We start from the raw sequence: 20,634 nt of genomic DNA, 5'->3' as shown, positions 1-20,634 counted from the left end.
TGGGCGCAGGCACTGTGTCGCTGCTCAAATTTTACTAGGGGCCGGTCCGCGCCTCGGGAGAACTCTCGCGGACCGGCAGGGGCCTTCTCACCTCGGCCCTGAAGCAATCTCATGCACGTCATCCCTTGATGCCGGACGAAAGCATCAACGCCTGCGTCACGCGTTTCTGGAACAGAAGGTACGCAAGTGCGACGGGCATCGCGGCCAGAATGGCGACCGCCATGTCGCGCGCATATTTGACGCCGAAGGCATCGCGGGTCTGGGTGATGCCGACGGTGATCGTCATCATGTCATCGGAGTTAGTGACCAGGAACGGCCAGAGGAAGGCGTTCCAGGCCATGATATAGGTGATGATCGCCAGCGCCGTGGTGATCCCCCAGTTCAGGGGCAGATAGAGCTTGAAGAGGATCTGGAATTCGCCGCAGCCATCGAGCTTGGCGGCCTCACGCAGCTCCTTCGGCACGGAATCGAAGAACTGCTTGTAGACGATGACGACGACGGGAACGATCAGCTGCGGCAGGATGATGCCGCCCCAGGTGTTGATCAGGTTCAGCTTGTGCATCAGCACGAATTGCGAAATCACCAGCGCCTGCGACGGCACCATGAAGCTCGCGAGGATGATGCCGTAAAGCAGCTTGCGGCCGGGGAAAACGATCTGCGAAAGCGCATACGCGCACATGACGCTGATCAGGATGACGACGATGGTCACCGTTACCGAGGTAACGATCGAATTCAGATACCAGGTCGGCAGCTTGGTTTCGAACAGCGCATAGTAATAGCCCGAGAAGTTGAGCACATCGGGGATGAAGGTCGTCTTCGCCACGACCTCCTGCTCCGGCTTGATCGAGGTGACGACCGCCCAATAGATCGGGAAGGCCCACATGCAGGCGATCAGGAGCGTGAGAACGAGGAGCAGCACGTTGCCGATTGTTTTTCCGGGCATCCTAGCGCTCCCTCACACGTAGCAGCTGGTACTGCAGCACCGAGACGACGACGATGATCGCGAACAGGATGACGGCGACCGCCGAACCCGTGCCGCCGTGGTTCGAACGGAAGGCTTCGCGGTAGACGAGCTGCAACAGCACATAGGTCGAATTGAAAGGGCCGCCCTCGGTCAGCAGGTAGACCTGGTCGAAGATCTTCAGTTGCAGGATCAGCTGCAAGGTCAATACCAGCGCGGTAACCGGCCAGATCAGCGGCCAGGTGATGCGCTTGAAGCACTGCCAGCGCGTCGCGCCATCCAGCATCGCCGCCTCGTAATAATCGTGCGGAATGTTGCGCAACCCGGCGATAAAGAGCAGCAGGTTGAAGCCGTTGGTCCACCAGACAGTCACCAGCGCCACCATCGGCATCGCCCAGATGGGATCGCGGAAGACGCTGACGCGCTTGCCGGTCACGGCTTCGATGACGAACTGCGCGATACCGAACTGCTGGTCGAGAACCCATTTCCAGATCTGCGTGACCACGGAAACCGGCAGGATATAGGGAATGAAGAAGAGTATCAGGATCAGGCTCTGCACCCAACCCTTGAGACGCACCACCATCAGCGCCAGACCAAGCCCGATCAGCGTGTTCGGAATGACGGTCAGCACGACGAAATAGCCGGTGTTCCAGACCGAGGTGAAGAAGAGCTTCTGGCTGAACAGCTTGACGTAATTGTCGAAGCCCACCCACTGGCCCTCGCCGATCAGCGGGGCGTCGGTGAAGCTGAGCGCGAACATCTTATAGACGGGATAGGCAAAGACAGTCGCATAGGCGATCAGGAACGGCGCGATCATCGCCACCGCCGTCAGCGTCTTGCGCCGCTTCTCATTGTTGATCACAGGCATCTCCTTCGAAGCGAAGGCTGGCCGGAGAAGGCTCTCCGGCCAGCAACGGCTTATTCCTGGCTCTTCAGCTCTTCGCGCATCTGATCGATGGCATCGGCCGGATCGAGCTGGCCGTTGAGCGCGGGAACCACGAAGTTCTGCGTTGCCTCGTAGATCGGACCGGCGACACCGGCGAGCTTGGAGACCGGGTCGAAGACGGCGGTATCGGCAAGCTTCGCATAAGTGGCGTTCGGCTGCATTTCCTTGAATTCCTTGCTTTCGGTCACCGGCTTGAAAGCAGGTATATGACCGGCGCTGGCCCAGGAGATGCTGTGCTCGTTCATCCAGGCAATGATCTGCAGCACGGCCTTCAGCTTCTCAGGCGAGATCGGCTTGCTGTCGCTGTTCGGAACCGCGAAGGAATGCGAGTCCGCCCAGGTCGCCTGCGTGCCCATCAGGTTCGGGATCTCGATGGCGCCCCATTCGAAGCCGAGTTCGCCCTTCTTGGCGAGATCGGTCATGGTCGGCACTTCCCAGACGCCGTTGACATGCATCGCAGCCTTGCCGGAGGTGAAGAGAGCGATCGAGGCTTCATAGGAAATCAGCTTCGGCGAATAGCCGGTCGAAACCCAGTTCGCCATGGTCTGCAGTGCCTTGACGCCGGCGTCACCGGGCAGGATCTCGTTGCCATCCATGAACTTGGCGCCCTGCTGGGCGATCAGCGTATAGAAGACGCGCCACATCGAGCCGCCTTCGTCCGTATGCAGCGACAGCGGATATTCGACCTTGCCGGTTGCCTTGATCTTCTCCAGCGCGGCATTGAAATTGTCGAGGCCATCGAGACCCTTCGGTAGCCCATCGTCACCGAGCAGCCCGGCTTCCTTCAGGATGTTCTTGTTGTAGTAGAGAACGATCGAGTGGACGTCGAAGGGAATGCCGTAGACCTTGTTGTCGAAGGTGCCCTGCTTCCAGGCGGCATCGACATAGTTTTCCTTCTTGATCCCGGCCGAAGCCAGTTCCTCATCCGTGAACGGCCGCAGGATGCCGGTCGGAACGGCCAGCGGATAGCGCGACATGTGATAGGTCATGATATCGGGCTGCTGGCCGACGGCAGCCGCCGTCTGCACCTTCGTATAGAAGGGCACGCCCCATTCCAGCGTCGTCGCGTTGATCTTGATATCGGGGTGGGTGTCGTTGAATTCCTTGATCAGCGCCTTCATGCGAACGCCGTCGCCGCCACTCAGGAAGTCCCACCAGGTCACGTCTGTCTGCGCGAATGCGGCTGCCGAGGGCAGCAAGGCTATGGCCGCCGAAACGGCAAGTTTTACCAGTTTTCTCACGTCGGTTCCTCCTCAGTAAAAGTGTTGTTCATGGGCATCTCGCGGCACGGGACGTCCGTCGCCGCAGACCTCCTCCAAGGCCTGCGGTCCCCCTTCCCGCATGTCTTCGCCGAGTTCCGGATTCCGTCCGGATTTCGGTATCAGCTGAGCCTTCCGCCTTCGGCATCGAAGGCCAGCATTTCAGGCACCCTCAGCGAGAGGGTGATCTTTTCCTTGGGCTGCGGCCGGCTTTCCCGGCACTCGACCGTCATTTCGGCACCCGTTGCTGTCAGCACATGCAGATAGCCGGTGCCACCCAGTTCCTCGGTAAATTCGGCAGTCACATCAAGCGGCAACCCGCCTTCCGTCGCGCCGAGCCCGATATGCTCCGGACGCACGCCGACATGGACGACGGCGCCGTTCGCGACAGGCGCCCGGGTCGGCAGATCGAAGGTCTTGCCCGGCGCATCGTCGAGTTCGATCGTCGCCGAACCCTGGCTTGAAACGATGACCTTGCCCTTCAGAAAATTCATGCCCGGCGAGCCGATGAACCCGGCAACGAACATATTTGCGGGATCGCGGTAGAGATCGAGCGGCGCGCCGACCTGCTGCACGACGCCGGCCTTGAGCACGACGATCTTGTCGGCCAGCGTCATCGCCTCGACCTGATCATGCGTGACATAGACCATCGTCGCGCCGATCTGCCGGTGCAGGCGGGCAATCTCCATGCGCATCTTGACGCGTAGTTCGGCATCCAGATTGGACAGCGGCTCGTCGAACAGGAAGACGCGCGGCTCGCGCACGATCGCCCGGCCGATGGCAACGCGCTGGCGCTGGCCGCCGGAAAGCTGGCTGGGCTTGTGATTGAGATAGTCCTCCAGCCGCAGGATATCGGCCGCAGCCTTCACCTTCTGCTGGATCTCGGCCTTCGGCCGCTTGGCGATCGACAGGCTGAAGCCCATGTTTTCGAAAACCGAGAGATGCGGGTAAAGCGCATAGGACTGGAAGACCATCGCGACGCCGCGCTTCGAGGCTTCAGTATGCGTGACGTCCTCGTCTTCGATGCTGATCTTGCCGCCGCTCGTTTCCTCCAGACCGGCGATCATCCTGAGCAGCGTCGATTTTCCGCAGCCCGACGGGCCGACGAAGACCGCGAACTCGCCCTGTTCGATCTCGATATCAACGCCATGGATGACCTTGAACGAGCCGAACGACTTGCTGACGTCAGTCAGTTTGATTCCAGACATGCATCCTCCCGATTGGCATTCCCACCTGGGCGGCCTCCTCCGCCGCCCGGATGACAATCAGCTCACGCCGCAGCGACGGAGAGCAGGATGAAGTGATAGGACTTGGCCGGCAGCGAACCGCTGAGCTTGCCCTCATCCGTGACCTGCAGCCCGGAACCGGCCTTGGGAACGATGCGGTTCTGATCCTCGACCGAGTTGCGCGCCTTCAGGTCGTCACCGACCATCGTGTGATGCTGGAGGATTTTCGCGCCCTTGAAGCCCTGCAGATCGACATCGAGATCCATCGCCTCGTCGAGGCTGCGGTTGATGGCGAAGACCGCGATCGTCTTGCCGTCTTCCTGCAGCACGGCCGAGAGGTCGAGATAGGGAACGTCCTGCGCCACTTCGCAATCGTAGGTCGGGCCTGACGCGGAGACGTTCAGCGCCGTCCCGCGGCCGTATTTCGAGGCGAACTGCAGCGGGTAGTAGATCGACTGGCGCCAGGCCGGGCCGCCGGCCTTGGTCAAAATCGGGGCGATGACATTCACCAGCTGCGCCATGCAGGCGATCTTGACGCGGTCTGAGCGGCGGATGAAGACGTTGATCAGCGAGGCGACGAAGACGGCGTCCTCGAGATTGTAGAGCTCTTCGAGCAGCGGTGGCGCTTCCGGCCAGTCCCAGTTCTTGTAGCGCTGGTCGTCTTCCTTGCGGTCGTGATACCAGACGTTCCACTCGTCGAAGCAGATTTTCACATCGCGCTTCGAGCGCTTCTTCGCCTTGATATAGTCGATGACGCCGCCGATGGTGACGATGTAGCGGTCGAGCTCGATCGCCTTGGCATAGTAGTTCAGCGTGTCGTTCTCTTCGTTGCCGAAATACTTGTGCAGCGAGATGTAATCGACGCTGTCATAGCTGGCTTCGAGAACCGTCGCTTCCCATTCGGGATAGGACTTCATCTTGTCGTTCGACGAGCCGCAGACCACGGTTTCGAGCGTCTTGTCGAAATATTTGAAGGCCTTGGAAACTTCGTTGGCGAGGTGGCCATATTCGGCCGCCGTCTTGTGGCCGACCTGCCAGGGGCCATCGATCTCGTTGCCGAGGCACCAGATGCGGACGTTGTGCGGATCCTTGTAGCCGTGCTTGGCGCGCAGGTCGCTCCAGTAGGTGCCGCCCGGATGATTGCAATATTCGAGGAAGTTGCGGGCATCATTCAGACCGCGCGAGCCGAGATTCATCGCCAGCATCATTTCGGTCTTGGCGAGCTTCGACCAGTCGGCGAATTCATTGACGCCCATCTGGTTGGTTTCGCGGGTGCGCCATGCGAGATCGAGGCGCGTCGGGCGCTGGTCGCGCGGGCCGATGCCGTCTTCCCAATGATAGGCTGAGACGAAGTTGCCACCTGGATAGCGCACGATCGGCATATCGAGATCGCGCACCATATCAAGAACATCGGTACGGAAGCCATCCTTATCCGCTTTTTCATGACCGGGCTCATAAATGCCGGTGTAAACGGCGCGGCCCATATGCTCCAGGAATGAGCCATAGACGCGCTTGTCGACGGTCGAGATCGTGAATTCCCTGTTCAGGGTGGCTTTAGCCCGCATCGATGTTCCTCATATTTATTGAAACTGATTTTTTGCCACGCTATTCTGAGAGATTTTTTAAATCAAGCATTTTGTTTTATATCAAAAGAACAGATTTAAATGATGGAAAACGTGCCCTCTGTTGCGACAAAACGCCTGCATCGCTCAACTGCGGCAGAAGAGATTGCTGCAAGCCGCAACCTATGAAAGACTCCTGACAGAAACACCCTGTCGCCTCTCATTTGCGGGATTCGAACCATATGCGTTATCTCACCTGCCTGCGGTTCATCGCAGCAGTCGCCGTCGGCTGCATCGCCGCATCAGGGAATACCCTCCACGCACAGGAGCCGCAGAGTTGGCCGCAGAGCCGCAGCGACATCCCGGCAGATCCCGATATCCGCTTCGGGATTCTCCCCAATGGCATGCGCTTTGCCATCATGCACAACGCCACTCCGCCGGGGCAGGCGGCGATCCGCTTCCGGATCGGTGCCGGTTCGCTAAACGAGAGCGACGAGCAGCAGGGCTTGGCGCATTTTCTCGAGCACATGGCATTCAAGGGTTCGGCCCATGTTCCCGAAGGCGAGATGATCCGCATCCTGCAGCGCAAGGGTCTGGCCTTCGGCCCGGATACCAACGCCAATACGGCCTATGACGAAACCGTCTATTCGCTCGATCTTCCCGAGGTCGATGCCGACACGCTCTCGACCGGTCTGATGCTGATGCGCGAAACGGCGAGCGAGCTGACCCTCGACACCGGCGCCTTCGACCGCGAGCGCGGCGTCATCCTTTCGGAAGAGCGGTTGCGCGACACGCCACAATACCGGGCGTCGATCGGCGTCACCAACCTGCTGCTCGAGGGCCAGCGCGCTACCCTGCGCTCACCAATCGGCAAGATCGACATCATCAAGAATGCGCCTGTCGACCGCGTCCGCGACTTCTACAATGCCAATTACCGTCCCGACCGTGCGACATTGATGGTGGTTGGTGACGTCGATCCGGCTGCACTGGAGGCCGACATCCGCAAGCGCTTCAGCGACTGGCAGCCACGTGGCGCCGCGGTTGCCGAACCGGATCTCGGTGCGTTGAAGGCAAAGACCGAAAGCGCCGATGTGATCACGGTGCCGGGCAGCGCGACCAATGTTCAGATCATCTGGACACGCCCGTTCGATACGTCTCTCGACACCTATGCCAAGCGGCGTCAGCAACTGGTCGAGGACTTGGGTCTTCTGGTGCTGCGGCGCCGCCTTTCGACCATTGCCAGCAAGCCGAACGCACCCTTCACCAGCGCCGACGCCGGCTCGCAGGATCTGCTCGAATCCGCCCATGCGGTGATGATTGCCGCAAACGGCGATCCGGAAAAATGGCAGGCGGCGTTGAGCAGCATCGACCAGGAACAGCGTCGGCTGCTGCAGTTCGGCGTCTCCCAGCCGGAACTCGACCGCGAGATCACTGAATACCGCGCCCTGCTCCAATCGGCAGCATCGGGCGCAGCGACCCGGACGAGCACCGGCATCGCCTCGACCCTCGCCTACACCGTCGATACCGATCAGGTTTATACGTCGCCATCCGAAGACCTGGCTCTCTTCGAACGCATGACGAAGGACATCCAGGCCGGGGAGATCAACAAGGCCCTGCCGGTCACCTTCTCCGGCAATGGCCCGCAGGTGATGCTGCTGACGCCTGCGGCTCCGAAGGGCGGCGCAGATGAGCTGCGCAAGACTTACGACGCATCGCGCGCTATCGCCGTGACGGCTCCGGTGGCGGCGGCCGATATTGCCTGGCCCTATATGGATTTCGGCGCGCCGGGCACAGTCGTCGAACGCCACGTCGTTGACGATCTCGGCCTGACGATGGTGAAATTCGCCAACGGCGTGCGGCTCACCGTCAAACCGACGAAGCTGCGGGCCGACGAGGTTCTGGTGCGCGAAGATATCGGCCACGGCCGTATCGGCCTGTCCAGGGATCAGGCCTCGGTGCTCTGGGCCTCGCCCGCCGTCATCCTCTCCGGCGTCAAGGCCATGGACTATCCGGATATCCAGCGGGTGCTGGCGGCGAATGTCGTCGGCATCGATTTCTCCGTCGGCGACAGCTCGTTCCGCTTCAATGGGCAGACGCGGAGCAGCGACCTGCAGACGCAGTTGCAGCTGATGGCCGCCTATACCTCAGATCCGGCATACCGGCCGGAGGTTTTCGACCGGGTGAAGCAGGCCTACCTGAACAATCTCAATCAGTATGCCGCGACCCCTGGCGGCGTCATCAGTCGCGATTTCGCAGGATTTGCGCATGGCGGCGACCCCCGCTGGACTTTCCCCGGCAAGGCAGAACTTGGCTCCGCCCAGTCAGCCGAGTTCGAAAAGCTTTTCAGACCGGCGGTTGCCAGCGGCCCGGTCAACATCACCATAGTCGGCGATGTCACGGCCGATGAAGCGATCGCTCTGACCGCACGGACATTCGGCGCCCTGCCGACACGTCCGGACGCAGCTCCGAGCACAGCGCCGCTCAAAATCAGCTTCCCTACTCCAACCGCGTCGCCCGTCACCGAGACACATAGCGGCAGGCCGGACAATGCCGCAGCCATAGTCGGAGTACCGGTCGGCGATATGCTCTCAGACCTGAAGCGGTCTTTCACCGCCAACCTCGCCGGACAGGTCATCCAGAACAGGCTGATCGACCAGTTCCGCATCGCCGAAGGCGCGAGCTATGGCGTGCAGGCCGATGTCGATCTGTCGAAGGACATTCCGGGTTTCGGCTACGCCTATATCTATGTCGACACGACGCCAGGGAAGCTCGCGCGTTTCTATGAACTCGTCGACCAGGTCACGGCCGATCTGCGGAAGAACACTATCTCTGCCGACGAGCTCAGCCGCGCCCGCGCCCCCGTCATCGAAACAATGAAGCACCAGCAGCAAAGCAACGAATACTGGATCGAGCACCTGCAGGACGCCCAGACGGATCCCCGCGGACTGCAGCGCGTCCGCGACAACCTCAGCGGCTATGACGATGTCACCGCCGAAGACATCCGCCAGTTCGCGATCGCCTACCTGAAGCCGGAAACGTTCTGGAAATTCGAGGTGCTGCCCGCAGCGGGACAGTAAAAGCGTCCGGTCGAACGGCTTGGCTGGGCGCTGTGGCAAACCACAGCCTCACCTTTGCGCGTTCGGAATTTCCGAACTTCAGAATTGGAATTTGCTGTCTAATCCGGACACTGCTTTTCGGCTACATCATTCTCATCAACCCCGGCAATGCGCCGGGCAATCGATCAACCGAAAGGATTTCGCCATGTCCAGACTTGCAAACAAGACAGCCCTCATCACCGGCGGCACCAGCGGCATCGGCCTGGAGACGGCCCGCCAGTTTATCGCCGAGGGTGCGCGCGTTGCCGTGACCGGCAGCAGCGCGGCCGGCATCGAAAATGCCCGCAAGGAACTGGGCGACAAGGCGCTCGTGATCCAGTCCGACGCCGGAGACGTCGAGGGTCAGAAAAAGGTCGCGCAGCAGATCAAGGAAGCGTTCGGCCATCTCGACATTCTCTTCGTCAATGCCGGCGTTGCCCAGTTTGGTCCTATAGAAGGCTGGTCGGAAGCCGCCTTCGACAAGTCGATCGCGACGAATGTCAAAGGCCCCTATTTCCTGATCCAGGCGCTGCTGCCGATCTTCGCTAAGGGCGCGGCCATTGTTTTGAACACCTCGATCAACGCCCATATCGGCATGCCGAACTCGAGCGTCTACTCGCTGACCAAAGGCGCGCTTCTGACGCTTGCCAAGACGATATCGGGCGAGCTTGTCGGCCGCGGCATCCGCGTCAACGCCGTCAGCCCCGGCCCTATCGCCACGCCGCTCTACGGCAAGCTCGGCATGTCGGAAGCGGATTCGAAGGCGATGGCGTCGCAGGTTCAGAGCCAGATCCCGGTCGGCCGCTTCGGCGACGCCAGCGAAGTTGCCAAGACCGTCATTTTCCTCGCTTCCGACGAAGCGTCCTATATCGTCGGTAGCGAGCTGATCATCGACGGCGGCATGAGCAATCTCTGAAGACCGAACTCGTTCGAAGCGCCCGCGGTGAATGCAGCGGGCGCTTTCGAGTAGCGCGACGGCAATGATCACGCTTCGGTTGCGGTTATTCTATGTAAGGCAGGAAGCAATCAGCGATTAGCCGCGAATGCCCCGCTTTATATTAGCGACTAGGCATGAAATGCTTGCATCACGGCCGTAAATCGGTTGTCCTTGGCGATGCCGTGAATGTGGGCAAGCTCGCCATGAAGAAGATTCAAGCGCGATTTCGGTTTGCGGGCGAGCGCCGTCAGGTGACGGCACTTTTCTACGATATTGTCGGCTCGACCGAGCTGTTGCTGCGAACCGAGCCCGAACAGTTCTTCCGCTCCGTTTCAGCACTCCATCAAAGCGCGGATGCGATCATCGCCAAGCATGGCGGTTTCGTTCACCAGCGGCTCGGTGATGGCGGCTGCTGCTATTTCGGCTTTCCCAATCAATCCGAAGACGCCGCCGAAAGCGCGGTTCGGGCATCACTGGAACTGGTCGGATCCCTGACCAAGCCGAAGGGCCGGACAGGGCGGCCGCTGAAACTCAGAATCGGGATCGCCACCAGTTTCGTCGTCTTCTCCGCGGAGGGCGACGAAATCGTTGGCGCTGCGCCGATACTGGCGGCCCGCCTCCAGGGCGAGGCAGACCCGAATTCGGTGCTTGTGGCCGACTCGACTGTCCGCTTGACGCAAGGGGCTTTCGACTATTCCTTCATCCGGGAGGCCAATCTCAAGGGTTTCGACGAACCGGTCGCGCTCTGGCGTCCCAAGGACCGGCATCCGGCGGCGGCCAACGAACAGTCCATCGCAAGCGAGCGGCCGCCGCTCCGCGGCAGGACCAGCGAGCTTGCCATTCTTTCCGATGCGTGGCGTTCGGCCCTTGATGGGAGGGGCAGCTCGATCGCGCTGACCGGTGAGGCCGGCATCGGCAAATCACGCGTCGTCGATGAGTTCATCAGCAGGACAAAGACACGGCCGCAGGACCTTGCCATCCTGCAATGCGGCCGCCGTCTGGAGGGGCAGCCGCTCTTTCCATTCACGGCCTTCATCGACCGGCTTGGCGCTTCGCCCGCTCTCAGGGATGGCGGGATAGCGGCATTCAACGACGCCCTGGTTCTGTCGGGGCGGCCTGTCGATAGGAAGCTGATCGAGCCGCTCGCCAATTTCACGGCCAGCGCGACGACCGCGATGTCTGGCAGTCTCCGCACATCCGATCTATCCGGGCGCGCGTTCAGGCAGTCCGTCATCGAAGCCGCCGCGCATGTTCTCACCTGCAATGCACCGGCCTCTCCGGCGCTGATCGTCTTTGAGGATGTTCATTGGGCCGATGGCATGACGCTGGGGCTTCTGGAGCGTCTTCGGGCGCTGGCCGCCGAGCAGCCGATCCTCGTGATCCAGACGTCGAGGTTATCTGGCGCACCGGCAGGCGCCACGGAAATTACCTTGTCCGGTCTTGCGTCCGATGCGGTGCGGGATCTCGTCGCCTCGATCTGGGGCAAGCCGGCGCCACCGGGATTATCGGACTTCATTCTCGACCAAAGCGATGGCATGCCGCTTTACGGCGAGGAGCTGGCCAGCTTTTTCCGATCGCGCAATACGCTGGCCGGATCGCCCGCAGAGTGGAAAAGGCAGCTGACGGAAGGCGGCGTCACGTCACTCAACGATCTGCTGGCCGCCCGGCTTGCCGGAAGCGGCTCTGCCAGGCTGACAGCCCAGATCGCCAGCGTCATCGGCCGTGAGTTCAGCCTCCCGCTGCTGATGCATCTTCTCGACAGCATTGCCCGGCAGCCGCCCGACCATCCAGTCGCGCGGCTTATTGCTGAGGGGATTATCGAGCGCGTGTCGGAGGCTCGCGACACTTTCCGGTTCCGGCATGTGCTGATGCAGGAGGCCGCTTATGGCAGCCTCCTGAAAACCGACAGGCGCCGCATCCACCGGCTGATCGCAGAACGGTTGATCGGCGAGGAAGTGCCAAGCCTGCCTGCCGCAATCGCCGCCTGGCAATGCGCCGAGGCGGGATTGCACGAAGATGCGGCCAGGTTCGCCCTGGAAGCAGCCGAGGCCAGCGTCTCGCGCTCCGCCATGAATGAAGCTGGCATTTCGATCGCACTCTGCGCGGACGAACTCAAGCGCGTAACCGCGGCACGCAACGGCCGAGCCGACTTGCGGCTCAGACTGCTGGAAGTTCAGGGCGTCGTCGCGACCGCGCTCGAAGGCGAGGGCTCGAAGGCTGCCCAGCGGGTCTATTCGCGCGCCATGCAGCTGTTGCGGACGCAGCCGCCGCCGGTCCGCGCAAGGCACTTCCCGGTTTATTGGGGATGGTGGTTCACGGCGCCCACCGTACTGGAGCAGCAAACCCGCGCCCGGATTCTCGTTGCCGATATGCGGGGCGTTGAAGATGACGAGACGCGGCTTCAGTCTTTTCACTGCGGGTGGGCGACGAGCTTTCATGCCGGTGAGCACGAGTTCTGTCTCGACTGTGTCTCCAGGGGACTTCATCTCTACGATCCCGAGCGGGCGGTCAGGAATCGTGCCTTCTTCGGCGGACACGATGCGAAGGTGTGCGGACTGGGCGAGAGCGCACTTTCCTATCTGCTTCTCGGCCGTCCGGACGATAGCGAGAATGCGATCGCCACCTGCCTCGACTGGGCTGAAGCAACCAATCATGCCGGCACCATGGTGCACGCGCTCTATTATGCGATCGTCCTCAGGCGATGCCAGGACCGCTTTGACGACGTTCATGCCCTTGGCGAGCAGATGTATGCGCTGGCCGGCCGACACGGTCTCTCGGCCAGCCAGGCCCGTGCCAACATGTATTGTGGCTGGGCCGAGCTGATGCGCTCTGCAGGGCGCCGCGGGGCAGACCGCTTCCAAGACGGGCTGACGCTTCAGCAGCAGCTGGGTACCGACGATAATCTCTCCATGCATAGCGACATGCATGCGCAGGTGCTGCAGCTCACCGGCAGACCTGCCGAAGCCATGGAAGCGCTGCAAACTGCAATCGCGGCAGGAAGCGCAAGCGGCCAGCTGTTCTGGCTCGCGGAGCTCTATCGGCGGCGCGCCAATCTCAAGCGCCAGCTGCAGCACAAATCGCTCGAGGTCATCAGGGATTTCACAAAGGCAGTCCGCATCGCGGAAACACAAAAAGCTGTCTGGCTCGCCGGGCGAGCAAAACGCGATCTCGATGAATTGGCAGGGCCTTGAGCCATGGACGAGATCGCGGGCGAAGCGTTTTCGGCCATGCTTGAGAACGGGCAGATACCCTCCCCGCCGGATCCCGCCGGGACCGTCCGGCGCATCCTTGAACGAAACCGTGACTACGGGATCACCAGGCTGGGTTCGGTGACCGAACTCGACTGGATCGGCATCCCGGTGGTGCAGGTGGTGCGGCCGCGCTCGCTCTCCGTCGCGGTCAGCCAGGGCAAGGGGTTGACTGTTCCACTGGCGGCGATTTCGGGGCTGATGGAGGCTCTCGAAGGCTGGGCGTCGGAAAGGATTGATCTCACGCGCGTTTTCGAGGGAACGCTTGGGGCGCTGGACCCTCAAGGATTTTGGACCCATCTTCAAGGAACAAAGGACACCGCACTATCCTGGATCAATGGCGTCGATCTGTTTTCGGGACAGGCAATGCCGGTTCCGCTTGGCCTCGCCGATTCCGCCTATACCTTTCCATCGCCGCATCCGGCCTGGATGCCCCGGGACACGACGGGCCTTGCCGCGGGCACCAGCCTCGAAGGCGCCATTGCACATGCCTGCCTCGAATGTCTTGAGCGTCACGCGCGATGCGAGGCGATGGCCACGCCGCATTTCTTCGATCGCTATCAGGTCAACGCGCGCTCCGTTCAAGCCGGCAAGGCTTCGGAAGTTCTGCAGCGCTTGATTGAGACAGGCTTCGTCACCGGCATCTGGAAAATTCCAGCGCCGCACGATCTGCCTGTCTATTGGTGTCATGTGATGGAGGACGCCGGTAGAGCTCCATTCGCGCCGTTACCCGCAGAGGGCTTCGGATGCGCGCTTACCGACGACGCGGCCCTGACATCCGCCCTGCTCGAGGCCTGCCAGTCGCGGCTTGGCGTCATCTCCGCCGCACGGGACGATATCAGCGCTGAACTCTACCGCTATCCTGATGAATCAGAGCTCCGGGAGTGGCGCGCGCAGCTTTCCCGTGGCGGGAGCGCTTTTGCCGAAACCGGCAGGCCTGAACAAGATCGCCCGCTCCGGCGGATCGGGCGCGCCCTTCGGCACGCCGGTGCAAGAGCAGCCATCCTGGTCAGCCTTCATGCGGATGAGACGATCCCTCTTCATGTGGTCCGGGTCATCACGCCACCGCTACAGACGAACCCGGAGGCCGATGTTGGGCGCTGATATCGTTGTATTCCTCGGCCCATCATTGGATGCGATCGAGGCGCAAACACATCTCGATGCAGTCTACGAACCTCCGGCAGGCGGCGGCGACATCATCAGAGCCGTGATCACGCACGCTCCGGCAGCGATCGCGATCATCGACGGCGTCTTTGCGCAGGCGCCCGGCGTGCGCCATCAGGAGATCCTGTGGGCGATGTCGAAAGGCGTGCACGTCTACGGCGCGGCCAGTATTGGCGCGCTGCGCGCGGCCGAACTGGCAGGCGAAGGCATGATCGGGCATGGCATGATCTATCGCTGGTACCGGCGATTTCCGCTTGCCGACGATGCCGATGTCGCCGTGCCGATGGCACCTGCCGAACTTGGTTCGCGAAGGCTGGGTGAGGCCATGATAGACATCAGGCTGGCGCTGAAGCAGGCTCAACGGGAGGGTGTGCTAGAAGCATCCCTGCGGCTCCGGCTTGAAGCGGTCGCGCGCACGCTTCATTTCCGCAACCGGTCGTTCGCAAGCCTCATCGCAGCCGTACAAAACCGTCTGGGGCTGACAAGCGAAATAGCGCCCTTGAAGAATTGGCTGAAGACCGGAGCGATCAGCCGGAAGAGGACAGACGCGATCTCTCTTCTGAACTATTTGAAATACCAGAGAAGAATAGGTTTAAAAACACCCATTCATTGCCATTTTGAGCTTACGGAAGCCTTCGCTTACGATATGGAGTCATGCAACTTACTCGATAATCTCTTGCCGAAACTACAGTTTCTCTGATATAAAGCCGACTGTTGCTTGCTGTGAACAGAAGCGACGGAGGCAGCCTTGGATGCCGTTACTCACCCGAAGAGCGCAGATCATCTGGCGGCCGTAGCGCAGCCATTGGGGACACGTTTCCTCATTTTCCCGCAGCCTCCCTACATCCCTGGATATGAGAAGCCCGAAGTCGTGTGGATCGGCCCGTCCGCCGGTCCCGTTCTCGCGGGGCCTTCCGACAAGCGCATGTATGTAGTCAGCCCGGCCGAGGAGAAGATCCCGTATCTGGCGCCGGATATTCCTCCCTATCCTGGGCTTCTGCGGCCACCGGTTGAGCCTGGACCCGACGGACATTTCGATCACATCGGTCCGGATTCACCGCAATTTCTCTCGACGCACAGCTACGCCTGTGCCCGCCGCGTTCTCGATATCTGCGAGAGTTATGCCGGGCATGCCATCGGCTGGTTCTTCGAGCCGACGCTTGAGCGGCTAGAGATCGTCCCGCGCATCGCGCACTGGGAAAACGCACAATCCGGCTTCGGCTTCCTGGAATTGGGAGAAGAACAACCGGAAACCGCGGCATCCTGCTTCGCGCTGAATTTCGACGCCGTTGCCCATGAGATGGGGCATCTTGTGCTGCTCAGCGCACTCGGCATTCTCCAGGGCGACGGGCGTGGCAGCGATTTCTTCTCCTATCATGAAGCGGTCGCCGACCTGGTATCACTGCTCGGCCTGCTGCAATTTGATACGGCGGTCGATCGCCTGCTGCGCCGGACCGGCGGAAACCTGCTCGTGCACAACGAGCTAGACCGTTTCGCTGAACTCAGCGCCGAAAAGCAGCTGCGATCCTTCAACAACGCGCTTCGCCTCAGCGATGTCAGCAGCGAAGTGCACGACAGGTCGAAACCGTTTGCCGCCGGCATTTTCGACTGTCTGATCGAGGTCTATCAATCGCTGCTTTTCGAGCGCGGATTGTCGAGAATCGATCCGCGGCGCTACAGCGACCTTCGCCAGCAGATGGCGCCGGCTCTGATCGAAGAAGCGCTGCGCAACTCAAGGCGATCCGCCGATCTGAGCCATTTTGCCACCAAAGCCGCCCTGCAGGAGGCTCGCGACATCATCGGCGAGGCTCTGCTCGGCTCGTGGCACGATCTCGAACCCGACAGCGTGACATTCCAAAATGCTGCCATGGCATTCCTCGAGACCGCATGGCGGGGCCGCGGCTCCGCCTATATCGACCAACTGGAAGATTGCATGAGGTGGCGTGAAATCCTTTGAAAACCTGAGGGGGACGCATCGATGACATATGAGAGCATTCCAGCACCGCCATTGGCTGGATCCCAGTATAGCGCGAACGAGATTATCCTCTACGGCGTGGATCTGAACGACGGCAAACACATTGCCCATATGGACGCGGGGCTTGGCGGCAACGCGGATCTGCAAATCAAACTCGACAGCAAGGTCGGGATCACCGGCTTCACCGTTCTTACCTACGGATACGCTTTTGAAGGCCACTGCTACAGGCTGGATACGACCAGAATATTCATCATCACTGGCCCGAATGCAGAACCTGCCGTTGGCTGTGGCTTCGACGGGCTGGGTTACAAGATGTGGCGGATTACCGCGTCTACGAAACTTCTGGAAGTCTCCACGGCGCTCGGCGATGCGCAGGAACTCATCCTTGACGCTCAACTTCCGGGAAAAAGATCTCCGAGTTCCTATGCGATCACGCTCAGGATGGCGCACCGCGGTGGGCGCTTGAGCAACGACTAGCGGAAACCATGAGAGGACATGAAAATGCCTTGCGAAGTGATAGTCATTTTCACCGAGAATTTCGACACTGTTACCGTCAGCGATGGGCACGTTCCGTATGTCGTCACCACCGGCAAAGGCAGAGTCCCTGTCGAAGACCTGCCGGTAAAATCAGGCTTTTCCTTCAAGATCTCGGTGACGCTTTACGATGGCACCACACAGATCTTCATCGAGAGCACAAAAAAGAAGAAGGGCTCGGGCAAGATTGTGGAAGACATTGCCGTGTACCAGATACCTGCCGAGAGCGCACCCAACGGCGAAATCAAATATCCCAAACCGGCCGTGATCGCCGGAGCCAGACTTGACGATCTCGATGCGGCGGTCGTTCGGCTGGAGCAAAGACTTGGCGGTGGCGGGCGATAGTGCAGTTGCGTGACTGAACGCAGCACCAACCGTGCCGCACTGACGAGGTGCCCAGCGCTCCCAGTTCACACCAGACTACTGCGGAGCTTCAAGGCCGAATCCTGCCAAATCCGGAAGCCCCCTTTGAAGGCGTTTTCGTTGTCGCCGCGGCGGCAGCCGTCCGGCAGGCCCTTGATCTTGTCGACATTGCCGCCGCCGATGACGATGTAATCCGGCTGCAGCGCAGCCTTCAGCCGCTCGGCGACATCGGCCACGGACTTCCGCCATTTGGCCTTTCCGTCCGCCTCAAGGCCGCGGAGGCCGACATAGTCCTCGAAGGTCTTTTTCTTTTTGTAGGGAAGATGCGCCAGTTCCATCGGCAGACAGACGCTGTCGGCGACCATCGCCGCGCCCAGCCCGGTGCCCAACCCGAGAAACAGCATGCGCCCGCCCTCGTAGCTGCCGATCGCCTGCATGAGGGCGTCGTTGACCAGCTTCAGCGGCTTGCCAAAGGCCTTTTCGAAATCGTAGTCCTTCCATCCGGCCGCAAGATTGTGCGGGTCAAGCGAAGGCTTGTTGTCCGAGACAGGACCGGGATAGCCCATGCCGATGACATCGTAATTCCAGCCCTCCGCCATCTCGCGCACGGCCTTCACCATCTTGTCGGGCGACATATCAGGCCCCGAAACGACCGCGCGTTTTTCGCCGCCGGTGCTCAGGTGGACCTTCACATGTGAGCCGCCGAGATCGACGGCGAGCACCGTTTGTGCGGTCTGAGGCGTTTCGGCAGCATTGTTGGGCGTGTCCATGAGGAAATCCTGCTTCTTCCGACGGAGTTGGTTTGAAAAGGTGCGGTGCGTTTAGCATTCGGGCTAGTGCGTGGTGACCTCGATCTTGAAATCACGGCCCTCCCAGCTGTTCCGGTCCTTCCAGAAAATCGTGAAGGAGATCGCCGATCCCGCCGGGAAACCGGCGGTCGGCACGTCGGCGAGGTGGGTGCCCATCAAACTATCGGCCGTATCGATATCCTGCGTCGTTTTCCAGCCATCGGCAGACCAATGGATCAAGGCCGGCTCGAACAGTTCGAAGCGCAGCAACCGGCCCGACGGCACATAGTCGGTCGTCGAATTCGTTCGCCAGACCCACGGCGCCGGTGCCGGCTTGCCCTGCACATAGCGCTTCAGCGTCTGCGGCGGCATGTCGAACACCGCCCCATCCTTCAGCGATCGCAACAGCTTGATATGTTCGGCATGCGCCCAGACGAGCGGCATGGCGCTTCCCGAGGGACGGCCGAGGAATAGCTCCTTGTCGGCAATGTCCGCCTCGTCCCAGATCTGCTCCGGCAGCAATCCGCCATCGCTTGCCGATGCTTCCAGCGTTGCGAGCAACCGCGCCGCCTCATCTTTTCTTCCGGCCGCAATTTCGAAATGCGCCCGCTCGCCTGTCAGAAGCGGCCAGAGGCGGCCGATACCCGCGCCATCAAACGGCGAGCCGTCTTCCTTCTCACCGTAGCCATCCTCGTTATAGCGATACCAGTAGGGCCCGGCGGGAAGATCGCGCTTTAGCAGCGAGTCGATCGCCTTGACCGTGTTGACGATCCGCGGATCGTCCGCCGCCCGCAAACCGAAACGCACCAGCGCCAGCGCATCGGGGCTGACGAGCAGGCCGGATTCCAGCGTCATCCCGGCATTGTCGCGGTTCTTGATCGGCACCAGTGCCGGTGATCGCGCATGGCCTTCGCCGGTGAAACTGCCGATCCGCATGTAGTAACCGTCGATGCCGAGGCTTTGCGACAGCGCCGTGTTCCTCGCATACGTCCAGCTTTCGATCTGCTCGTTCCAGCTGTCTGCGACTTCCCTCAGATAGCGCGCCAGATCGCGGTCCGATGCAGCGTCCATGGCGTCCGCAGCGGCCAGCAGCCCGGCGATCTCGACCGCGAGCGTGAAAGGCGAGAAGCCGCCATCTTCCTCCCACCGGTCCTGCTGGGTTGCCGGACCGTTGCGGACGACGTAGCGCGCCGCGGCCCTGACCATGCCCTGATAGCGCCCGGCATCGGATGGCCCGATAACCTTGGCTCTGAGCAGCATGTCGTAGAGCAGGATGGGAAAGGCGGTCTCGTCCATCTGGATGCCCTTCCAGTAGGGCCGCCCGTCGAGCCAGGAATTCTGCACCCAATGGCCGTCAGCCTCCTGGGTCGCGACCAGATAGTCGAGAACCTCGAGCGCATCGGCATGCGCGCCGGCTGCGAGCAGCCCGCCTGCCGTTTCGACAAGATCGCGCGTCCAGACAAGATGATAGCCGCCAAGATCGTCGTCGCCTTTCGACGAACCCCAGGGGATGGAGAGGCTGGCGATGATCGCACCGGAAGCGTCGTCACGATGCGTCGCCAGAACCGCGGTGCTGACGCGGTAGCGGTTGAGGTCGCGCGGATCATGCGGCTCATCGAGGGGAAGCAGCCCGCTCTGCCATGTGCGCCATCCGGCCTTGTAGGCTTTGAGTGCAGGCTCAAGGCCCTGCTGCAGGCTGAGCAACACCCGGAACGCCGCCTCTTCCGGCTGCGTTCCGAAGCCGAGCGCGATCAGCGCCCGGCCCCCGGTCTGCGACAGATCGAGCGTGCCGCCGAGCGCCACATTGCCGTCTTCGGCGCGTTGATACTCCTGCCGCAGCCCCTCGCCGCGCGACAATGTCTGCCAGGCATCGGAAAAGCCGACGAAACCGGCTGAACGGGCAAGCCACGGCACCGACGAGGCAACGGCCAGCGACCGGCCGGTGCCATAGGCAAAGAGCATCGGATGCCCCTTGAAATCGTCGTACCAGCCGGTGTTGTTGGCGCCGCCATTGACGAGATGCGGCGATATGATTGCATGAAGCTGGTAGTCGGAGAGCGTCCCAATCAGTGCCTCGAACTGGATCTCCTGCAGCACGACTTCGCGGTCTGGATCCGAGAGGATCGTCTTGGTGATCCGGTAGCGCCCGTCCTTCGCCGTGTTGATCAGCCGGAATGCCGGAACGCCGTCCTCCAGCGTCTCGACGACATGATCGGCGTCACGCTTTTCCTCTGAGAAATAGTCCTTTGCAGTGACGGCGAAGCCGAAATCGCGGATGCTCGCCTGATCGAGCCGCGGCGCGTAGACCTCGTTGAGGATACCGTGGCTGGCGGTGAACCAGACCTGACCGGCTTCCCCGGGCGCGCGCCCGACGGCGGACTTGTCGCTCGATGTCCAGCGCGGCAGAATTCCGGGTGCCCCCGGCGGCGTGGTCGGCTGCGTCAATGGTCTGATCCTCCGTTCGCGCCTTATGCGAGAACCGCTCCGCATCCCGGGAAAGGACGCGCAAGTGCAGGCTCAGCAAAGCACCTGAAACGGAACCTGTCGAGGACAGAGTGAACGGCGAAGCCGTGATG

At 61.2% G+C, this 20,634-nt stretch carries 15 protein-coding genes; 8 read left to right on the top strand and 7 right to left on the bottom strand.

What is annotated here, in order from left to right; genetic code table 11:
* Positions 1 to 118 precede the first annotated feature (118 nt).
* The 5 genes from AC1DNK_RS13645 to arfA form a co-directional block, all read right to left on the bottom strand.
* Entirely contained in the window at positions 119 to 943 is an 825-nt protein-coding gene (locus tag AC1DNK_RS13645) for a carbohydrate ABC transporter permease (protein ID WP_112388667.1), read from the bottom strand.
* A gap of 1 nt (position 944) precedes the next feature.
* Positions 945 to 1,829 carry a carbohydrate ABC transporter permease gene (locus AC1DNK_RS13640; RefSeq protein WP_477941590.1) on the bottom strand — a complete coding sequence of 295 codons (885 nt, stop codon included), beginning with the start codon at positions 1,827 to 1,829 and terminating at the stop codon, positions 945 to 947.
* Positions 1,830 to 1,879: 50 nt separating this feature from the next.
* Entirely contained in the window at positions 1,880 to 3,148 is a 1,269-nt protein-coding gene (locus AC1DNK_RS13635; RefSeq protein WP_477941589.1) for an ABC transporter substrate-binding protein, read from the bottom strand.
* A 140-nt stretch (positions 3,149 to 3,288) separates the two neighbouring features.
* On the bottom strand, positions 3,289 to 4,374 hold the full coding sequence (locus tag AC1DNK_RS13630) for an ABC transporter ATP-binding protein (RefSeq protein ID WP_477941588.1): 1,086 nt from the start codon (positions 4,372 to 4,374) through the stop codon (positions 3,289 to 3,291).
* A 62-nt stretch (positions 4,375 to 4,436) separates the two neighbouring features.
* Positions 4,437 to 5,957 (bottom strand): arabinosylfuranosidase ArfA, encoded by a 1,521-nt coding sequence (gene arfA / locus AC1DNK_RS13625; RefSeq protein ID WP_477941587.1) that lies wholly within the window; start codon positions 5,955 to 5,957, stop codon positions 4,437 to 4,439.
* 239 nt (positions 5,958 to 6,196) lie between these two features.
* Between arfA and AC1DNK_RS13620 the strand changes: the two genes are divergently transcribed.
* From AC1DNK_RS13620 to AC1DNK_RS13585, 8 genes are all read left to right on the top strand, one after another.
* Complete coding sequence (locus tag AC1DNK_RS13620; RefSeq protein WP_477941586.1) at positions 6,197 to 9,031, top strand: M16 family metallopeptidase; 2,835 nt, start codon at positions 6,197 to 6,199, stop codon at positions 9,029 to 9,031.
* 184 nt (positions 9,032 to 9,215) lie between these two features.
* Positions 9,216 to 9,965, top strand: a complete 750-nt coding sequence (locus AC1DNK_RS13615) for an SDR family oxidoreductase (RefSeq protein WP_477941584.1) — start codon at positions 9,216 to 9,218, stop codon at positions 9,963 to 9,965.
* Positions 9,966 to 10,189: 224 nt separating this feature from the next.
* Positions 10,190 to 13,177 (top strand): ATP-binding protein, encoded by a 2,988-nt coding sequence (locus AC1DNK_RS13610; protein WP_477941583.1) that lies wholly within the window; start codon positions 10,190 to 10,192, stop codon positions 13,175 to 13,177.
* A gap of 3 nt (positions 13,178 to 13,180) precedes the next feature.
* Positions 13,181 to 14,338 carry a YcaO-like family protein gene (locus AC1DNK_RS13605; protein WP_477941581.1) on the top strand — a complete coding sequence of 386 codons (1,158 nt, stop codon included), beginning with the start codon at positions 13,181 to 13,183 and terminating at the stop codon, positions 14,336 to 14,338.
* Positions 14,325 to 15,098 carry a TfuA-like protein gene (locus AC1DNK_RS13600; RefSeq protein ID WP_477941580.1) on the top strand — a complete coding sequence of 258 codons (774 nt, stop codon included), beginning with the start codon at positions 14,325 to 14,327 and terminating at the stop codon, positions 15,096 to 15,098. Before AC1DNK_RS13605 ends, AC1DNK_RS13600 begins: the two co-directional genes overlap by 14 nt.
* A 48-nt stretch (positions 15,099 to 15,146) precedes the next feature.
* Positions 15,147 to 16,355 carry a gluzincin family metallopeptidase gene (locus AC1DNK_RS13595; RefSeq protein WP_477941579.1) on the top strand — a complete coding sequence of 403 codons (1,209 nt, stop codon included), beginning with the start codon at positions 15,147 to 15,149 and terminating at the stop codon, positions 16,353 to 16,355.
* 21 nt (positions 16,356 to 16,376) lie between these two features.
* A complete protein-coding gene (locus AC1DNK_RS13590) occupies positions 16,377 to 16,850 on the top strand; it encodes a hypothetical protein (protein ID WP_112597170.1) in 474 nt (157 codons plus the stop codon).
* Between the two features lie 18 nt (positions 16,851 to 16,868).
* Positions 16,869 to 17,252, top strand: a complete 384-nt coding sequence (locus AC1DNK_RS13585; RefSeq protein WP_477941577.1) for a hypothetical protein — start codon at positions 16,869 to 16,871, stop codon at positions 17,250 to 17,252.
* Positions 17,253 to 17,317: 65 nt separating this feature from the next.
* On the opposite strand, the gene AC1DNK_RS13580 is transcribed toward AC1DNK_RS13585, so the two are convergent.
* Positions 17,318 to 18,040 (bottom strand): ROK family protein, encoded by a 723-nt coding sequence (locus AC1DNK_RS13580; RefSeq protein ID WP_477941576.1) that lies wholly within the window; start codon positions 18,038 to 18,040, stop codon positions 17,318 to 17,320.
* A gap of 63 nt (positions 18,041 to 18,103) precedes the next feature.
* Complete coding sequence (locus AC1DNK_RS13575) at positions 18,104 to 20,548, bottom strand: glucan 1,4-alpha-glucosidase (protein WP_477941575.1); 2,445 nt, start codon at positions 20,546 to 20,548, stop codon at positions 18,104 to 18,106.
* Positions 20,549 to 20,634 lie beyond the last annotated feature (86 nt).

The organism is Rhizobium sp. 01N424 (assembly GCF_056399485.1).
The sequence above is the reverse complement of the archived record's forward strand: the minus strand, read 5'-3'. Positions and strand labels throughout refer to the sequence as shown.